This is a genomic window from Mycobacterium sp. 1274756.6 (assembly GCF_001668625.1).
Taxonomy (GTDB): domain Bacteria; phylum Actinomycetota; class Actinomycetes; order Mycobacteriales; family Mycobacteriaceae; genus Mycobacterium.
The window spans coordinates 1-17,196 of sequence record NZ_LZLJ01000019.1 but is presented as its reverse complement, the minus strand read 5'-3'; the positions used below and the strand labels follow the sequence as shown (position 1 = coordinate 17,196).

General features: G+C 67.1%; 17 protein-coding genes, 1 tRNA gene and 3 pseudogenes. 12 read left to right on the top strand and 9 right to left on the bottom strand.

Annotated features, from left to right (window positions below):
* Both A5643_RS02955 and A5643_RS02950 read right to left on the bottom strand, forming a co-directional pair.
* Positions 1 to 514 (bottom strand): ABC transporter permease (locus A5643_RS02955; RefSeq protein WP_502686198.1); only part of this gene is annotated, 514 nt, incomplete at its 3' end.
* Positions 511 to 1,488, bottom strand: coding sequence for an ABC transporter permease (locus tag A5643_RS02950; protein WP_066851792.1), 978 nt, complete (start codon positions 1,486 to 1,488; stop codon positions 511 to 513). The genes A5643_RS02955 and A5643_RS02950, both read right to left, overlap by 4 nt.
* A 233-nt stretch (positions 1,489 to 1,721) precedes the next feature.
* Between A5643_RS02950 and A5643_RS02945 the strand changes: the two genes are divergently transcribed.
* From A5643_RS02945 to A5643_RS02930, 4 genes are all read left to right on the top strand, one after another.
* Positions 1,722 to 2,210, top strand: a complete 489-nt coding sequence (locus A5643_RS02945; RefSeq protein ID WP_066851786.1) for a beta-class carbonic anhydrase — start codon at positions 1,722 to 1,724, stop codon at positions 2,208 to 2,210.
* 119 nt (positions 2,211 to 2,329) lie between these two features.
* A complete protein-coding gene (gene cysD / locus A5643_RS02940; RefSeq protein ID WP_066851784.1) occupies positions 2,330 to 3,259 on the top strand; it encodes a sulfate adenylyltransferase subunit CysD in 930 nt (309 codons plus the stop codon).
* Positions 3,259 to 5,112 carry an adenylyl-sulfate kinase gene (gene cysC / locus A5643_RS02935; protein WP_066851782.1) on the top strand — a complete coding sequence of 618 codons (1,854 nt, stop codon included), beginning with the start codon at positions 3,259 to 3,261 and terminating at the stop codon, positions 5,110 to 5,112. Before cysD ends, cysC begins: the two co-directional genes overlap by 1 nt.
* A gap of 29 nt (positions 5,113 to 5,141) precedes the next feature.
* A complete protein-coding gene (locus tag A5643_RS02930) occupies positions 5,142 to 5,609 on the top strand; it encodes an Rrf2 family transcriptional regulator (protein WP_066851790.1) in 468 nt (155 codons plus the stop codon).
* Between the two features lies 1 nt (position 5,610).
* Here A5643_RS02930 and A5643_RS02925 read toward each other — a convergent pair whose 3' ends face one another.
* On the bottom strand, positions 5,611 to 6,000 hold the full coding sequence (locus A5643_RS02925) for a VOC family protein (protein WP_066851780.1): 390 nt from the start codon (positions 5,998 to 6,000) through the stop codon (positions 5,611 to 5,613).
* 29 nt (positions 6,001 to 6,029) lie between these two features.
* The gene (locus tag A5643_RS02920; RefSeq protein WP_066851778.1) at positions 6,030 to 6,443 is read right to left on the bottom strand and encodes a VOC family protein; all 414 of its coding nucleotides are present in this window, start codon (positions 6,441 to 6,443) and stop codon (positions 6,030 to 6,032) included.
* Between the two features lie 49 nt (positions 6,444 to 6,492).
* On the opposite strand from A5643_RS02920, the pseudogene A5643_RS02915 reads away from it, so the two are divergent.
* From A5643_RS02915 to A5643_RS02905, 3 genes and pseudogenes are all read left to right on the top strand, one after another.
* Positions 6,493 to 7,368, top strand: a pseudogene (locus tag A5643_RS02915) (LLM class flavin-dependent oxidoreductase); the annotation flags it as partial.
* 143 nt (positions 7,369 to 7,511) lie between these two features.
* Positions 7,512 to 8,939, top strand: coding sequence for a glycoside hydrolase family 183 protein (locus A5643_RS02910; RefSeq protein WP_066851777.1), 1,428 nt, complete (start codon positions 7,512 to 7,514; stop codon positions 8,937 to 8,939).
* A gap of 26 nt (positions 8,940 to 8,965) precedes the next feature.
* Positions 8,966 to 9,433 (top strand): hypothetical protein, encoded by a 468-nt coding sequence (locus A5643_RS02905; protein ID WP_066851788.1) that lies wholly within the window; start codon positions 8,966 to 8,968, stop codon positions 9,431 to 9,433.
* Between the two features lie 741 nt (positions 9,434 to 10,174).
* On the opposite strand, the gene A5643_RS18005 is transcribed toward A5643_RS02905, so the two are convergent.
* On the bottom strand, positions 10,175 to 10,696 hold the full coding sequence (locus A5643_RS18005; protein ID WP_156628476.1) for a hypothetical protein: 522 nt from the start codon (positions 10,694 to 10,696) through the stop codon (positions 10,175 to 10,177).
* Between the two features lie 391 nt (positions 10,697 to 11,087).
* Here A5643_RS18005 and A5643_RS02895 point away from each other — a divergent pair, with 391 nt between their 5' ends.
* From A5643_RS02895 to A5643_RS02890, 3 genes are all read left to right on the top strand, one after another.
* Positions 11,088 to 11,858, top strand: a complete 771-nt coding sequence (locus A5643_RS02895) for a type II restriction endonuclease (protein WP_231995424.1) — start codon at positions 11,088 to 11,090, stop codon at positions 11,856 to 11,858.
* 54 nt (positions 11,859 to 11,912) lie between these two features.
* Complete coding sequence (locus A5643_RS17615) at positions 11,913 to 12,980, top strand: DNA cytosine methyltransferase (protein WP_231995423.1); 1,068 nt, start codon at positions 11,913 to 11,915, stop codon at positions 12,978 to 12,980.
* A 90-nt stretch (positions 12,981 to 13,070) separates the two neighbouring features.
* Positions 13,071 to 13,355, top strand: coding sequence for a hypothetical protein (locus A5643_RS02890; protein WP_156628473.1), 285 nt, complete (start codon positions 13,071 to 13,073; stop codon positions 13,353 to 13,355).
* 67 nt (positions 13,356 to 13,422) lie between these two features.
* On the opposite strand, the gene A5643_RS02885 is transcribed toward A5643_RS02890, so the two are convergent.
* From A5643_RS02885 to A5643_RS02875, 3 genes are all read right to left on the bottom strand, one after another.
* Positions 13,423 to 14,385, bottom strand: a complete 963-nt coding sequence (locus A5643_RS02885) for a hypothetical protein (RefSeq protein WP_066851763.1) — start codon at positions 14,383 to 14,385, stop codon at positions 13,423 to 13,425.
* Entirely contained in the window at positions 14,385 to 14,975 is a 591-nt protein-coding gene (locus tag A5643_RS02880) for a DUF6932 family protein (protein ID WP_502686197.1), read from the bottom strand. The genes A5643_RS02885 and A5643_RS02880 overlap by 1 nt, the downstream gene beginning before the upstream one ends.
* Positions 14,976 to 15,044: 69 nt before the next feature.
* Positions 15,045 to 15,120 (bottom strand) — tRNA-Arg (locus tag A5643_RS02875).
* Positions 15,121 to 15,233: 113 nt separating this feature from the next.
* On the opposite strand from A5643_RS02875, the gene argS reads away from it, so the two are divergent.
* Entirely contained in the window at positions 15,234 to 16,886 is a 1,653-nt protein-coding gene (gene argS / locus A5643_RS02870; protein ID WP_066851760.1) for an arginine--tRNA ligase, read from the top strand.
* A 26-nt stretch (positions 16,887 to 16,912) separates the two neighbouring features.
* On the opposite strand, the pseudogene A5643_RS18570 reads toward argS, so the two are convergent.
* Positions 16,913 to 17,089, bottom strand: a pseudogene (locus A5643_RS18570) (diaminopimelate decarboxylase); the annotation flags it as partial.
* Between the two features lie 28 nt (positions 17,090 to 17,117).
* On the opposite strand from A5643_RS18570, the pseudogene A5643_RS18565 reads away from it, so the two are divergent.
* Positions 17,118 to 17,196 (top strand): annotated as a pseudogene (locus A5643_RS18565) (hypothetical protein); the annotation flags it as partial.

The window sequence follows — 17,196 nt, the reverse complement described above, 5'->3', positions numbered from 1 at the left end:
ACTCCGCCAACATCGGCACGCTGATCCTGCTGCTCGCGGCGTTCAGCTGGATGATCAGCTCCCGCATGGTGCGCGGGGTGACGATCGCGATCAGGATGAAGCTCGGCACCACCAGCAGCAGGTCGACGAGCCACATCAGCGCCCGGTCGCGCCAGCCGCCGAAGTAGCCCGACACCGCGCCCACGGTCGCGGCGATCAGGGTGGAGATGAAGGCCACGCAGACCCCGATCAGCATCGACTTCTGCATCCCACGCAGGGTTTGGGCCAGCAGGTCCTGGCCAAGCGCGTTGGTGCCCAGCCAGTGGCTGCGGCTCGGCGGGTGCAGCAGGGCGTCGTAGTCGAGGTCGGTGTAGGAGTAGGGCAGCAGCGGGGGCAGCGCGTAGGCGCCGATGAACAGGGCGGCCAACAGGGCCAGCGAACCCACCGCCGCGGGGTTGCGCAGAAACCGGCGCAGCACCAGGGTGCGCCGCGAGGTGAAGGCGGCGACGTCGGTGTCCGGGGCGGTCTGGGTCATGACACCCGCACCCGCGGATCGAGGATGGCGTAGATGACGTCGGAGAGCAGGCCGGCCAGCAACACCGCCGCGCCGGAGAACATCGTGATCGCCGCGACGATGTTGGCGTCCTGGGTGGCGATGCCCTGCACTACCCATTCGCCCATGCCGTGCCAGCCGAAGATCTTCTCGACGAACACCGCGCCGGTGACCAGGCCGGCCACCCCGTAGGCGAACAGGGTGGCCATCGGGATCAAGGCGGTGCGCAGCCCGTGTTTGACCAGCGCCTGACGCCGGGTCAGGCCCTTGGCGCGGGCGGTGCGGATGAAGTCCTGGCCCAGGACGTCGAGCATCGCGTTGCGCTGGTAGCGGCTGAACCCGGCCGCCGCGGCGAGCGCCAGCGTCATCGTGGGCAGCACCAGGTGCTGGAGCCGGTCGAGCAGGCCGTGCCACCCGCCGCCGACGACGCCGGGGGAGGTCTCGCCGACATACTCGAACAGCTGGGTTCCGGTCACCCAGTTCGCCTGCAGACCGCCCTGGATCAGCAGGTTGGCCAGCACGAAGGTCGGGATGGACAGGATCAGCAGCGCCAGCGCCGTGATCACCCGGTCGCTGAGCCGGTACTGGCGGATCGCGCCCCAGGCGCCCAGCGCCACCCCGGCGAGGGTGCCGACCACCGAGCCGACGACCAGCAGCCGCAGGCTGACCCCGATCCGGCGCCACAGCTCCTCGGAGACCGGCTGGCCGGTGACGGTGACGCCGAAGTCGCCGCGCACCGCGCCGGCCGCCCAGTGCGCGTAACGCAGCGGGATCGGCTTGTCCAGGCCCAGGTCGGCGGCCTTGGCGTCGATGACGGCCTGCGGCGGCCGCGGGTTGCGTTGCATCAGGCTCTCCAGCGGGGAGAAGGCCAGCGAGGTCAGGCAGTAGGTGAGAAACGACGCCAGTGCGAGCAGTACCAGATAGTTGAGCACTCGACCCGCCAGGAAACGTGTCATGCGCGAACCCGCCCGCATCGCATTGACCCAGCGTAGAGAACATCGACGGCACCGAGGCGCGGCGGTTGCGTCGAGCGGGGGGGCGTGTCGGCACAGGCGCCCCGGTGGGCGCCGTCCGCCGCCGGTGCGGGTGGTGCGGAACCCGATGATTTAAACCCTGGAGGAGCCGGTGCGACGTTGTTAAACTGCCGTCGCCGAAATTTTCTGTGCGCCAAGACGATAGGGGATGTCGCGTGCCGATCACCGATGAGTACCTGGCCAACAACCGCGAGTATGCGCAAACCTTCAGCGGTCCGCTGCCGATGCCGCCGAGCAAGCATGTCGCGATCGTCGCCTGCATGGATGCCCGACTCGACGTGCACCGGATGCTCGGGATCAAAGACGGCGAGGCGCACACCATCCGCAACGCCGGCGGGGTGATCACCGATGACGTCATCCGCTCGCTGGCGATCAGTCAGCGCCTCCTGGGCACCCGGGAGATCATCCTGATCCACCACACCGACTGCGGAATGCTGACCTTCACCGACGACGAGTTCAAGCGCAGCATCCAGGACGAGACCGGGATCCGCCCGGGCTGGGCGCCCGAGGCGTTCCCCGACCCCGCCGACGACGTGCGGCAGTCGATCCGGCGGCTGCGGACCAGCCCGTTCGTCTCGCACAGCGCCGTGCGCGGGTTCGTGTTCGACGTCGCGACCGGCCGCCTCGAGGAGATCACGCTCTGACCGGTGGCCGGCGGGCGACCGGGTCGGGCCGGCCGCGTTGACAACCGGCGCCCACGCCTGGTTCCATAGCGGACTATGCGGATAAATCTGGTCAGATCAACCAACTTTACCGGGAAACCATGAGCGCGCCGGCCGTCGCCCGGCCGGTGCCCGGGCAGTACGAGTTGAGCCAGCTGCGCGCGCTGGAAGCCGAGGCCATCCACATCATCCGCGAGGTGGCCGCGGAGTTCGAACGTCCGGTGCTGCTGTTCTCCGGCGGCAAGGACTCGATCGTCATGCTGCACCTGGCGTTGAAGGCCTTCCGGCCCGGCCGGCTGCCGTTCCCGGTGATGCACGTCGACACCGGCCACAACTTCGACGAGGTCATCGCCACCCGCGATCAGCTGATCGAGCAGACCGGAACCCGGCTCGTCATCGCCTCGGTGCAAGAGGACATCGACGCCGGCCGGGTCGCCGAGACGTTCCCGTCGCGCAACCCGATCCAGACCGTGACGCTGCTGCGCGCGATCCGCGAGCACCGGTTCGACGCCGCCTTCGGCGGGGCACGCCGCGACGAGGAGAAGGCGCGCGCCAAGGAGCGGGTCTTCAGCTTCCGCGACGAGTTCGGACAGTGGGACCCCAAGGCGCAGCGGCCCGAACTGTGGAACCTCTACAACGGCCGGCACCGCAAGGGCGAGCACATCCGGGTCTTCCCGCTGTCGAACTGGACTGAGTTCGACATCTGGAACTACATCGGCGCCGAGGACATCACGCTGCCGTCGATCTACTACGCCCACCGCAGGCAGGTCTTCCAGCGCGACGGGATGCTGCTGGCCGTCCACCGGTTCCAGCAGCCGCAGCCCGACGAGGAGGTCTTCGAGGCCATGGTGCGGTTCCGCACCGTCGGTGACGTCACCTGCACCGGCTGCGTGGAGTCCGCGGCGAGCACGGTGGCCGAGGTGATCGCCGAGACGGCCGTGTCGCGGCTGACCGAGCGCGGCGCGACCCGCGCCGACGACCGCATCTCCGAGGCCGGCATGGAAGACCGCAAACGGCAGGGCTACTTCTGATGAGCGAACCGACCACGCTGCTGCGCATCGCCACCGCCGGCTCCGTCGACGACGGCAAGTCGACCCTGATCGGGCGGCTGCTGTATGACTCCAAGGCGGTCATGGAGGACCAGTGGGCCTCGGTGGAGCGCACCTCCGCCGAACGCGGCAACGACTACACCGACCTGGCCCTGGTCACCGACGGGCTGCGCGCCGAACGCGAGCAGGGCATCACGATCGACGTCGCCTACCGCTACTTCGCCACGCCCAAGCGGAAATTCATCATCGCCGACACCCCCGGGCATCTGCAGTACACCCGCAACATGGTGACCGGCACGTCCACCGCGCAGCTGGCGATCGTGCTGGTCGACGCCCGCCACGGTCTGCAGGAGCAGTCCCGGCGGCACGCCTTCCTCGCGGCGCTGCTGGGCATCCGGCACATCGTGCTCGCGGTGAACAAGATGGACCTGATCGATTGGGACCGTGAGCGTTTCGAGGCGGTCCGGGACGAGTTTCACGCCTTCACCACCCGGCTCGACGTCCAGGACGTGACCACGATCCCGCTGTCGGCGCTGCACGGCGACAATGTGGTGACCAAATCCGAGCGGGCCCCCTGGTATGAGGGGCTGGCGCTGCTGCCGCACCTCGAACAGGTCTACATCGGCGGGGACCGCAATCTCGTCGACGTCCGCTTCCCGGTCCAGTACGTGATCCGCCCGCAGACCCGCGAGCACTGGGACCACCGCAGCTACGCTGGCACGGTGGCCAGCGGCGTGATGCGCCCGGGCGACGAGGTCGTGGTGTTGCCGGCCGGAAAACCCAGCCGTATCACCGCGATCGAGGGACCCACCGGACCGCTCGATGAGGCGTTCCCGCCGATGGCGGTGGCGGTCACCCTCGCCGACGACATCGACGTGTCGCGCGGCGACATGATCGCGCGGACCCAGAACCAGCCGCGCGTCACCCAGGATTTCGACGCCACCGTGTGCTGGATGTCCGACGACTCCGCGCTGGAACCCGGGCGCACCTACGTCATCAAGCAGACCACCCGGACCACCCGAGTGCGGGTGGACGCGCTCGATTACCGGCTGGACGTCAACACGCTGCACCGCGACAAAACGGCGACGGCGTTGAAGCTCAACGAGTTGGGCCGGGTCGCGCTGCGCGCGCAGGTTCCGCTGTTGCTCGACGAGTACTCCCGCAACACCAGCACCGGCTCGTTCATCCTCATCGACCCCGACACCAACGCCACCGTCGCCGCAGGCATGGTGCTGCGTGACAGTTCGGCGCGCACCGCGAGCCCCAACGCGGTGCGGCATGCCTCGCTGGTCACCGCCGAGGACCGGCTCGCGCGCGGGCGCACCGTGTGGTTCACCGGGTTGTCCGGCTCGGGGAAGTCCTCGGTGGCGGTGCACGTGGAGCGCAAGCTGCTCGAGCTCGGCATCGCCGCCTACGTCCTCGACGGCGACAACCTGCGGCACGGCCTCAACGCCGACCTGGGGTTCTCCATGGCCGACCGGGCGGAGAACCTGCGCCGGCTCGCCCACGTCGCCACCTTGATGGCCGACTCGGGGCAGATCGTGCTGGTGCCGGCGATCAGCCCGCTGACCGAGCATCGTCAGCTGGCCCGGCAGGTGCACACCGATGCGGGGGTGGAGTTCTACGAGGTGTTCTGCGACACGCCGCTGGAGGACTGCGAACGCCGTGATCCCAAGGGCCTGTACGCCAAGGCGCGGGCCGGGGAGATCACCCACTTCACCGGGATCGACAGCCCCTATCAGCGGCCGAAGAACCCCGACCTGCGGCTGGTGCCGGACCGATCCGTCGAGGAGTTGGCCGAGCAGGTCATCGGCCTGCTCGACATCGGGCGGTGACCGCGGCGCCGGGTGGCAGAATGCGCGGCATGCGCATGTCGGCCAAGGCGGAGTACGCCGTACGGGCGATGGTGCAGCTGGCCACCGTCGAGCCGGGGACGCTGACCAAGACCGAGGAGCTGGCGCAGGCGCAGGGCATTCCCGCCCAGTTCCTGGTCGACATCCTCGCGGCGCTGCGCACCGACCGGCTGGTGCGCAGCCACCGCGGCCGTGACGGCGGCTACGAGCTCGCGCGGGCGGCCACCGCGATCAGCCTCGCTGACGTGCTGCGTTGCATCGACGGGCCGCTGGCCAGCGTGCGCGACATCGGGTTGGGCGACCTGCCGTATTCGGGGCCCACTGCGGCGCTGACCGATGTGTGGCGCGCGCTGCGGGCCAGCATGCGCGCCGTGCTCGAGCAGACGACGCTGGCCGACGTGGCCGCCGGTGCGCTGCCGGCCCACGTCGCCGCCCTGGCCGACGACTATCGGGCCCAGGAACGCTCCCGGCGCGGCTGAGCTACCCGCCCGAGCCGTACGGGCGGGTGAGGATCTCCAGGTTGTGGCCGACCGGATCGCGGAAGTACACGCCGCGCCCGCCGTCGCGCCGGTTGATCTCCCCGGGGCGCTGACCGCGCGGGTCGGCCCAGTAGTCGATCCCGCGCTCGGTGATGCGGGCGAAGATCGCGTCGAAATCCTCCTCGCTGACGAGGAAGGCGTAATGCTGCGGGTGGATCTGCGCATCGGCGGCGACCTCGGCGTAGTCGAGGCTGGCCTGATGCTCCAGCGCCACGCTCATGAAGCGGCCGAACGGTTGCGGGTCCGGCAGGCCGAACAATTCGGTGAGAAATCGCGCGGAGGCGTGCTTGTCGCGCGCGGCGACGATGGTGTGGTTGAAGCTGATCGGCATGGCGGCCTCCGTTCGCTCGGGCTCGGGGGTTATTTGGGTGCGGTGAGTTCCAAGGCGATGTTGTCCGGGTCGCGGAACTGCAGGATGTAGCTGGGGCCGATGTCTTTGATCGGCTCATGGGTGATGCCCAGTGAATCCAGATGAGTTGCGGCGGCGTCTAATTCGTCGGCGCTTTCCAGCCGGAAGGAGAGGTGGTCCAACCCGGTGCGGTCCTCGTCGAAGGCGTCGGTGCCCACCGGGCGCAGCCCCAACAATGCGCCGCCCAGGTCGTAGATGACACCGCCGAACAGGAACGACAGGCGTTCACGTGTCGCGGCGTCGGCTTCGGTGGGCATCTCGATGAAAACCGGCCAGCCGAATACCGATTCGTAGAACTGCCGCGACCGCTCGATGTCGGTGACGGTGAGGCGGACATGCGCAATCGAGGAACTGGGAATCGCCATGGCTCCATCGTGCCGCCGGCGTGCCAGAATCGCGAGCATGCAGGTGGGAATGACGATGCCGGTGATGGAGCCCGACTTGTCGGCGCGGGTGCTGCAGGACTGGGCGCACGCGATCGACGACGGGCCGTTCAGCTCGCTGTGCTGGGGCGAGCGGATCGCGTTCTCCAACCCGGACAGCCTGACCCTGCTCGGGGCACTGTCGGCGTGGACCACGCGGGTGCGGCTGGTGGCCACGGTGATCGTGCCGCAGCTGCACGCGCCGGTGATGTTGGCCAAGGGGCTGGCCACCGCCGATCTGCTCAGCGAAGGCCGGCTCACGGTCGGCATCGGGGTGGGCGGGCGCCACGAGGATTACCGTGCCGCGGGCGCTGACCCGGCGACCCAGACCCGCGCCGAACTGGCGGCCCGGGTGGCGATCCTGCGGCGGGTGTGGGCCGGGGAGAAGGTCACCGAGTCGGTGGAGCCGGTCGGTCCGGCGCCGGTCCAGCCGGGTGGGCCGCCGCTGCTGGTGGGCACGATCGGGCCGAAGACCCTGCGCTCGGCGGCGAGCTGGTCGGCCGGTCTGGCCGGGATCACCCTGGACCTCGACGTCGACAGGCAGAACGAGCTGTTCGACGTGGCGCGCGACGCCTGGGCCGAGGCCGGCAACCCCGAACCGCACCTGGCGACGTCCTTCTGGTTCGCGCTGGGGGAGCAGGAGCAGGCCCGCGAGCAGGTGCACCGGCATCTGCGCCGGTACATGAACTGGATTCCGCGCGAGTACGTCGACGCGATGGCGCCGACCACCGGGTGGGCGGGCAGTCAGGAGCAGTTGGCCGAGGTGCTGGCGCGCTTTGCCGCCGTGGGCACCGACGAGGTGCACCTCATCCCGACCAGCAGCGACCTCGGGCAGTTGCGCGCGGCCGCCGAGGTGGTCGCCGAGCTTCCGGGGCGTGAGAAGCCGGTTGCGACACGGTCACGAAACGGTACCTATCGGCACATCACCGGTCACACGCATAACATCTGACGCTATCGTCACACGAGCCAGTTAAGGGCGTCCCACGGCGTCCAGCCGTGGAAAGGTGTGACATGTCGGCGTTTTCGCGCATCGCATCGATGACGGTGGCCGCGTCCACCGTATTCGGACTCATCGGTGCGATCAGCCTGGCGCCGCACGCGGGCGCCGAGCCATGCACCGGGCCGGCGGCCAACGCGGTGCCCGGCGTGCCGGCACCGGCCATCCCGGCGCCCGGGCCGACGATGCAACCGCCGACCGGGCACCGCCCACCCGGGACCAACGACAACGCGCCGCTGCCCGACATCGGGGCGCTGCTCTCCGGCGCGCAGAACACCGTGCAACAGCAGGCCGGGGTGCTCCCGCCGGCGCCCAGCCCCGACAACCCCGGCGACGCCGCCACCCAGCCGCAGCCGGAGACGGTCCAGCCCGCCCCGGCGGCCGCCCCTAACCCGGGGGCCGCGCTCGGCGGCTCGCGGACCTCGATCATCAACTGGGTCAGCGGACCCAACAGCCCCAACAGCACCCTGCAGCGGTTCGGCATCTCCGGCACCGACCTGGGCATCATGTGGGACAACGGCAACCCCGGCAACCGCCAGGTGCTGATGGCCTTCGGCGACACCTTCGGTTACTGCCGGGTCCAGGGCAAGCAGTGGCGCTACAACGTCTTGTTCCGCACCCAGGCGCGCGACCTGACCCGCGGGCTCACCGTGCCGCAGGGGGTGGCCGGCAACCGGTTCTCCGGGTCACCGGTGTACCCGTCGGGGATCTCGCGGCAGGTGGTCAACAGCATCCGGTGGGCGCCGCAGGAAAGGGGCGTGATTCCCACGGCGGGCACCTCGGTGGGCGGCGTGCAGTACATGAACTTCATGTCGATCCGGAACTGGGGCCGCGACGGCGAGTGGTCCACCAACTACTCGGCGCTGGCGATGTCGCGGGACAACGGCGAGACCTGGGGGATTCTGCCGGGCACCGTCCGCACGCCCGCGCCCGACACCACTTCGAAGGCCCGGTTCTTCCCGGGCAACCAGAACTTCCAGCAGGGGGCGTTCCTGCAGCCCGGTGACGGCTACGTCTACTCCTACGGCACGCCGTCGGGGCGCGGCGGCCCGATCTTCCTGTCCCGGGTGCCGCAGAACGCGGTGCCGGATCTGAGCAAGTACCAGTACTGGGCCAACTCCGACTGGGCGGCGGTGGACCCGGGGAAGGCGACCCCGATCGTGCCCGGCCCGGCGGGGGAGATGTCGGTGCAGTACAACGACTACCTGCAGCAGTACCTGATGCTCTACACCAACGGCGCCTCCAACGACGTGGTGGCGCGCACCTCGCCGACACCGCAGGGCCCGTGGAGTCCCGAGCACGTCCTGGTGCGCTCGATGCAGATCCCCGGCGGCATCTACGCGCCGTTCCTGCACCCGTGGGCCACCGGCAAGGACATCTACTACACGGTGTCGCTGTGGTCGGCGTACAACGTGCTGCTGATGCACACCGCCCTCGGGTAGTTGACGACGGCGGTTGAATGGGTGCCATGCGCTATCTGGCTTCAGCGGCGGCCGCCGTCGCGGCGGTGGCACTGAGCGTTGCTCCCGGCGCCGGCGCCCAGCCACCACCGGGCGTCGACGACATCGACTCCTACCCGATCGCCCAGGGGCACTTCGGCTCGGACGCTCCAGAGGATTTCTACTGGAAGTTCTTCAAAACATCAGACGGGCGGCACTGCGGCATCGGCCCCAACGGCGGACCGGTGGGCTGCGACGCGGTGCCCTACGACGCGCCGGCGGGCACCAACCAGACCTACGTCGTCTCCTATCAGGCCGCGGAATACCGCCACTCCGAGATCGCGCGGTTCACCCGTGACGTCGACGTGCTGCCCGAGGGGCAGCGGCTGGAGAACTGGGGGGCGAGTTGCGCCGTCGGCCACCAGGGGACGGTGACCTGTAAGACCTACGGGCAGCACGGGTTTGTGTTGTCGAGTGCGTACGGGGTGTTGTGGTAGGTGGATCGGCTGGCGTGGCGTCGGCCGTGCACGAGCGCCAACCGGCAGCAGAGTAGAGGGTTGTGTTCGCTCCATCCGCTCACCGGTTTCAGCGCCGACATCTCTGGTCGAGTCGGGAGGCGAATTGGTCGTCGACGTCGAACCAGGCTGCTCGGAAGGGCGCCAACGCACCCAAAATGTGATCTCACTGATTCCGGCTACCGCGGAGGCGCGCCCGCGAATTCCCAGGACCACCTCGGCACGTCAGCATGGTGATCGCGATCAGCGCGACCGGGACGATGGTAGACCGATCACCTCGAATAGCGCCGTGGCCCACCGGGCGATACTAAATACTCAGCGGGCCGGCAGCAGCCGAACCAGTATCGCCACGTTGATCGGAACATCGAAGCACAGATGCCGTGACAGAGGCCGGAGGGGGGTGGTCTCGGGGTAGGGGTATGACGCGCATCATTTCAGCCCGGCCTAGGGTCTGTAACAGCAGAATCGTCTGTTACCGAGGCATGGCCGTAATGCGTCCGTGAGTCGCCCGCGGCGTTGCTTGACTCATTGTTGTTCACCCTTTAAGAGGGCCTCCCCATCATCGGTTCGATGATTCCGTCGAGGACGAACCGTTCGCAGATTCCCATCCGCGTGCCAAGGTCTGTCGTTGACATGGGTGGGGAGACGTTGGCCACCCACTCAGTAACGTCGATCGAGTTGGTGGCAGCATTACTGATGTCGACGTGTTCTCGAACGGCCTTTTCATCGAAATGAGCCGGCGCCTCCAGATCGAGCAAGGGCATGAGGCTGGTCTCGTCGATCGCGACGCAGCCTGCCGCGTGCCCTGGCAGGTGGTGCGTTGAACGGCTGAACGGTGCGCAAGCCAGCGAAGGTGGAAATTGACAACGCCTTCAAGGCTTCACGGTGGCTTTGGCTATCGTACTTACCGGGGGCTGTTTTGATCGGAAAGTGAATGTTGCGCTCGTTAGGCGGCGGATTCTGACCGCTGTCGCGGACGGCGGCGTAGTAGGCAACTCCATCGAGGGCGGCACGCAAGAGGTACAGCCATTCTCCAAACAAGGTGCTGATCCGCACAGGCATCGGCTCGTTGGTGTGGATGACGAGGGTCCAGCGCGTGTTGGACCCGTCGTCGGCAACGAGCCCGATCCGGCGTGGGTCCCGCTCTACGTATTCGTCCCACAACGCCCCGATCGACTCGCGCACCTCGCTCGCTCGGAGTACGCGGCCGCGGAGAACTTCCGCGCCGGGTGTGAAGACGGCCACAAGCGGGATCGTAGTCCGCAGCCCCGATGGAGTTGTGCAGCCGCATGCCGGTTTTTCGGATTACTGCCAGGCGAGGTCTTCACCGTGACGGACGGACGCTGCCGCCGCAAACTCGAGTCCGACGCCGAGTCGATAGCATTGGCGCGGTTGGTTCTGACCGGCTAAGGCGGTCCGGCATGGGCGCTTTTGGTGGTGGATCCGCGTTACAGCACCTGCTTCGCCGCCTAACGATGTGGGAGAGGCGCCAAACGGCGCGCCCTCGGAATCCTGGACGACGATCACCGCCGAGCAAAGGGGTTGTGCTGCCGGCTGCCGCTAAGCGGAAGCGGCGACACGCGGAGATTCTGAAGTGCAACCACTCGCAGCGTCGTGGTCTGGAATGCTTCGGCACGTGAGCGACGTTAGTGTAGCGGCACGAGAATGGCTCCGCGCGCAGTGCACTGAATACGAGTTCGATCTCGCTGGCGTTTTCCGGCTCAACGGCAATGCTGCCTGGCCCATCACAGCGCCCGATCCCAGCACGCTGGCCCAGATGCTCGCCGAGGGTGGTCACATTCTCCCCTTGCCGCAAGAACCCGCGGCGCTCGCCAACGTCCTGGAGGTGAGCCTGGTCAACTTTCTACTGGAGCGCGGCAACCGGACCGAGGGGGTGACCGTACTGCGTGGTACTGAACGCGGCTACCCCGACCTCGAGCTGTCGGGTCCGCGCTTTGGCGGTGGCTTCCATGCTGTTGACGTGAAGGTGGCCAGACGCAAGGTCACCAAGGCAGGGCGGCCGACAAATTCTACCCAGAGCCGAATCACGCTGTACACCGGCAACACCTACTTTAGATACCCTCAGCTGCACTGGCCAGGAACTTTCCGTCCGTTCCAGGACTACACCTCGCACCTGGACCTTATTTGTGTTTACACTCTCAACTACACCAGTCTCGCCCGCGTCGAGGATGCGGAACTGATCGTCCAGGAGGCGTGGCGGATCGCTAGCAAGCAACGCTCTTCTACGACTCGCGAGTACATTGGCGCGGTCCAGAAGATCGATGCGCTGCGTGAGGGGCAAGGCGAGTTCGACTCGCCCGAAAGCTTCTACAAATACTGGCGCAAGTATCCCTTCAAGATCGGACGGGTCGTTCAGCAGCAGCTAGACAAGCTGCTCAAGGGGTAGACCGGCCGAGCGCGCCTGCCGCCGACGTCTTACCCATCGTGTAATGCTGACGAGGTGACTGGCGGCAAGAGCATGGTGGCTATCTCTCTGTTCTCGGGGGCAGGGGGACTCGATCTGGGCGCCGAGGGGGCTGGTGCAGTGGTTCGGGCGGCCGTCGAGTGGGACCACGACGCGGCACTAACGATGGAGAAGAATTTTCCTAAGCTGGCGTCTCCTGTCATCCAGAAGGACATCCTCGACACCTCGACCGCTGAGATTCTTCGCGCCGCCGGGTTGCGGAAAGGTCAGCGGCCAGATGTACTCATCGGTGGGCCGCCTTGCACGCCTTTCTCCAAGAGCGGCTTTTGGCTCGACTACAAGCGCGCGGGCCTGGACCCCGGCGCCTCCCTGTTGCAGGAATACACGCGGGTGTTGCGCGAGGCCCGGCCGAAAGCGTTCGTCCTAGAGAACGTCTACGCGCTGACCTTCAACAACAAAGCGAGTCGGCCAGCTCTCCAACGCTTGCTATATGAGATTGACAAGGCGGGGTATGACTGCGCACCAAAGGTGCTCAATGCCGCGGACTACGGGGTGCCGCAGCTGAGGCCGCGCTTGTTCATCATTGGGGCGCCAAAAGGCAGACGCCAACCGACACATCCTGCGGCAACTCACGGCGGCTCATGGGAACGGCGTTCCACGGGTAACGCCAATCGTCCACATGTAACATCCGGTGAGGCATTGGACGGACTCGTCACGGACCCTGAGCCAGGTGAGACAGTCGGCGGCCAGTACGGCGGGCTACTGCCCGGAATACCACCGGGCCAGAACTATCTGTACTACACCGAGGAGCGTGGGCATCCAAGCCCAATTTTCGAGTGGCGCAGTCGCTACTGGTCATTTCTGCTCAAATTGGACCCCGATAAGCCGTCGCCCACTATTCAGGCCCAGCCTGGCCCAAACGTCGGTCCGTTCCACTGGGAGAACCGGCGACTCCGCGTAGCGGAAATCAAACGTCTCTTCACATTCCCTGATGAGTTCGAATTCGTTGGCCCACGGGGCAGTGTCCAAGCGCAACTCGGTAACTCCGTACCGCCGGTGCTGGCCGAGCGCGTTGTACGGCAGGTTCTCCAGGTGGTGCGCTAGCTAGCCCTCACCGACATACTTGCCGGACCACCGAGATTTGTCGGTTCTTCTTCGTATCCTTAGCTGGGGTCGATGAATGGAGGGACCGACATGGCATTACCGCGCGAGTCGAGAGATATTGATGTGGCCGTCATCCCGGTTGGGCAAGTTCGGCCGGGGATGTCACTGGCAGTAGATGGCGGGATGGGCAAGCCGCAGTTGTTTCAGGTCGAAGAGGTCCGCTTCAGTTCGAAGCAGCAGGAGGACGGCCGTTACCTCACCACGTACACGCTGACATCGGGGCCGGCCGCCGAGGGCGGCCCACCGTGGGTGATTGAGTATCCCGCTGACACGACAGTGCGTCGCATCGTCGGGTACTCCGCAGACCGCCGGTAGGCGGCGGCCGGAAACATCGTGACCACAAGCCGGCGGCGCGGTGCGGCTTGGGTTTGCGGTGTAGGTCTTAACCCGGTATGGCGGTCTGCTCGCCAAGAGGCCGAATGCCGGTAAGGACGCGGCTCACACGGGGCCGTGTCTGGTCACCTGGAAGATAGGACTCCACAACGTCGAAGTTCGCTATGACGCGCAACTCAGGATCGTTCATCAATCTAGTGACTTCCTGCGCGACTCGGCTTTCCATCGCGCCAGCTGTGAAGGCTGGCCCATCGTCGGGTCTGAAATAGAGGGTGCCGAGAGACCAACGGAAGCCGTCGATTGTTCCCACTCTCTGTTCCTGGCGGCGCTTCTCCTGAGCTGCTTCCAGTTCAATCTGCAACCGGACCGCGCCGGCATTTGTCAATTCCAGGCCTGCCGCTCCGATCCCTCTCTGGCGGATCATCCCGCGGACGGCCCAACCACCCTGTTGCGACGCATTTGCCACCCGTTTCAAGGCGGTCCGAGCCTTGATCGGAAGCTCGGCGATCTCCGCTGCGAGCGGCGTATCAAGGTCGGGGTCGCTGGCGTGCGCGAGGATTGACGCCACCATGCGCAGCGCGTCAGAGTCGACGGTCGATGCAGCGGTCTCATTATCGACCGCCTGCCCCTCGGGAAGCTCGGGTATCGCCACGCGCATCACTACGCGCACCGATCCCGGTGTAGCGCCCTCGATCAGCAGGTTGTCGCGGTACCGTTTGCGACCTGCGCGGGCTTTGGCTGTCTCCTTGACGGCATCACTAATGCCCCTCACAAACAGTGAGAACTGCCGCGCATTAGCGGCGTTCCTCTCGACACCTGGGCCAGCTAGGTGAAGGTCCACTTCCGCTTGCTCCGGCCCGACTTCGCGTTCATAAATGTCGATCAGGTCGGCGTCATTGCCGACGATCCCGGCGCGGATCGACTCACGCACCGCTCGGTCGGAGTTGGCGTCACCGGATGAGTAGCGAAGGGCGTCGAGCAGCGACGCTTCCAGCTCGCGGTCAACGTCCACTAGGCCCTCACCTCCAAATAACCCTTGCGAGCACCTGGAACTTCATTGTGCTGCTCGTCACGCACGGTTGACCATCGGTAATCCCAAACGCCCAGGATTTGGGGCACGTCCGGCTCGATAAACCCATCGATCAAGCCTCCCATCGGGTGCACCTTGTCGGAGTACACGCTGGGCTGGCTCGGCTGAGTGCCAATCAGCGTCCAGTACGGCAGAAACTCCGGGGTCAGTACCCTGCCATGCTCGCTCGGCGGTACGACAACGACGACATCGGCGTCTTCTGGCTCCGCCCACGTTTTGTGGGTCACGAACCCGCCGTCGATCCAGTACCGCGAAGTGCTGAACTTGGCTGATACTAGGTCGATATAGAGCGCGAGTGCGCGGAAGATCAGCTCACGACGGGGACGAAACGGCGCATTCTCTACGAAGGACTCGTAGACCTCGTCCAAGGTGGCGGGGTGACGACCGACCGGCAACGCCGCGTACTGACCGCCCGTAGCTGGAATTGGCAACCTCGTCCCCTTGAACGTCCCACTCGAATCGTCTGGGCATAGTCGCACGCTAAGAGAGGGACGAGGGCGGCGAGCACGCATCGTGATCGAACGATGACCGAAGTCGATATCGCCCGGATATAGCCCCGGTTCTGGAAATCCACTCCTACCTGGTGCCCCCGGCAGGATTCGAACCTGCGGCCTTCTGCTCCGGAGGCAGACGCTCTATCCCCTGAGCTACGGGGGCGCGGGCACAACGGCCGCACCAATGGGCTCCGACAGCGTAACGCATCCCCGCCCGGCGCCGGAGAGCGGAACGGATTCGGGGCCTGACCACGCCAGACCATAGGATGGAGCCTCGTGACCCCCGCCGATCTGGCTGAACTGCTCAAAACCACCGCCGCCGCGGTGCTGGCCGACCACGACCTCGACGCCGCCGCGCTGCCCGCGACGGTGACCGTGGAACGGCCGCGCAACCCCGACCACGGTGATTACGCCACCAACCTGGCGCTGCAGCTGGGCAAGAAGGTCGGCGTCAACCCCCGCGAGCTGGCCGGCTGGCTGGCCGAGGCGCTGGGCGGCGCCGACGGCATCACCTCCGCTGAGGTGGCCGGACCCGGGTTCGTCAACCTGCGCCTGGACGCCACCGCCCAGGGCGTGGTGGTCGCCAACATCATCGACGCCGGCCCGGCCTTCGGGCACTCCACGGCACTGGCCGATCTGTCGGTCAACCTCGAGTTCGTCTCGGCCAACCCCACCGGACCCATCCACATCGGCGGCACCCGCTGGGCCGCGGTCGGCGACGCGCTCGGCCGGCTGCTGTCCACCCAGGGCGCCGGTGTAACCCGCGAGTACTACTTCAACGACCACGGCGCCCAGATCGACCGGTTCGCCGAGTCGCTGATCGCCGCCGCGCAGGGTGAACCCACCCCGGAGAACGGCTACGCCGGCGCCTACATCGCCGACATCAGCACCCAGGTGCTCGCCCGGGTCCCCGACGCGCTGGACCAGCCCGCCGAGCAGCGCCACGAAACCTTCCGCTCCGTCGGGGTGGATTTGATGTTCGACCACATCAAGACATCGCTGCACGAGTTCGGCACCGACTTCGACGTCTACACCCACGAAGACTCGATGCACACCAGCGGCCGGGTCGACGAAGCCATCGCCAAACTGCGCGACAACGGCAACATCTACGAAAAGGACGGCGCCACCTGGCTGCGCACCAGCGCCTTCGGCGACGACAAGGACCGCGTCGTGATCAAAAGCGACGGCAAGCCCGCCTACATCGCCGGTGACCTCGCCTACTACCTCGACAAACGCGAACGCGGCTTCGACCTGTGCATCTACATGCTCGGCGCCGACCACCACGGCTACATCGCCCGGCTCAAAGCCGCCGCCGCCGCATTCGGCGAAGACCCGGCCACCGTCGAGGTGCTGATCGGCCAGCTGGTCAACCTGGTGCGCGACGGCCAGCCGGTGCGGATGAGCAAACGCGCCGGCACCGTGATCACCCTCGACGACCTCGTCGAGGCCCTCGGCGTCGACGCCGCCCGCTACAGCCTGATCCGCTCGTCGGTGGACACCCCCATCGACCTGGATCTGGCGCTGTGGTCCTCAGCGTCGAACGAAAACCCCGTCTACTACGTGCAATACGCCCACGCCCGGCTCAGCGCGCTGGCCCGCAACGCCGCCGAACTGGGCGTCATCGCCGACACCGCACATCTGGAGCTGCTCACCCACGACAAAGAGGGCACGCTGATCCGCAACCTCGGTGAGTTCCCCCGCGTGCTGAAAACCGCTGCGGCCCTGCGCGAACCACATCGCATCTGCCGCTACCTGGAGGAGTTGGCCGGCGACTACCACCGGTTCTACGACTCGTGTCGGGTGCTGCCCCAAGGCGACGAACACCCCAGCGACCTGCACGCCGCCCGGCTGGCACTGTGCCAGGCCACCCGGCAGGTGATCGCCAACGGCCTGGCCATCCTCGGCGTGAGCGCCCCGGAGCGGATGTGAACGCCCAGCCCGCCGGCCCCCGCCACGCCGCCGAACGCGGCGGCGATTTCGCGGCAGCGACTGCGGAAGTCGTCCTCGTCGACGATGAACAGCGGGGTGCCGTACTCCTGGGCCAGTTCGGTGACGCTGACCCCGGCGATGCGGACGGTGCCGTCGTCGCCGCGCACGGTGTTGCGGGGCCAGACCTGCGGGGCCAACAGCAGGGTGTCGTCCGGGGTGCGCGGGGCTGCGAGCGCCGCCGCGGGGGGCGGCGGACGCCACGTGCACTACGCGGCCAAGGCATTCCTGTGCGGCGAGGTGGCCCGCTGGG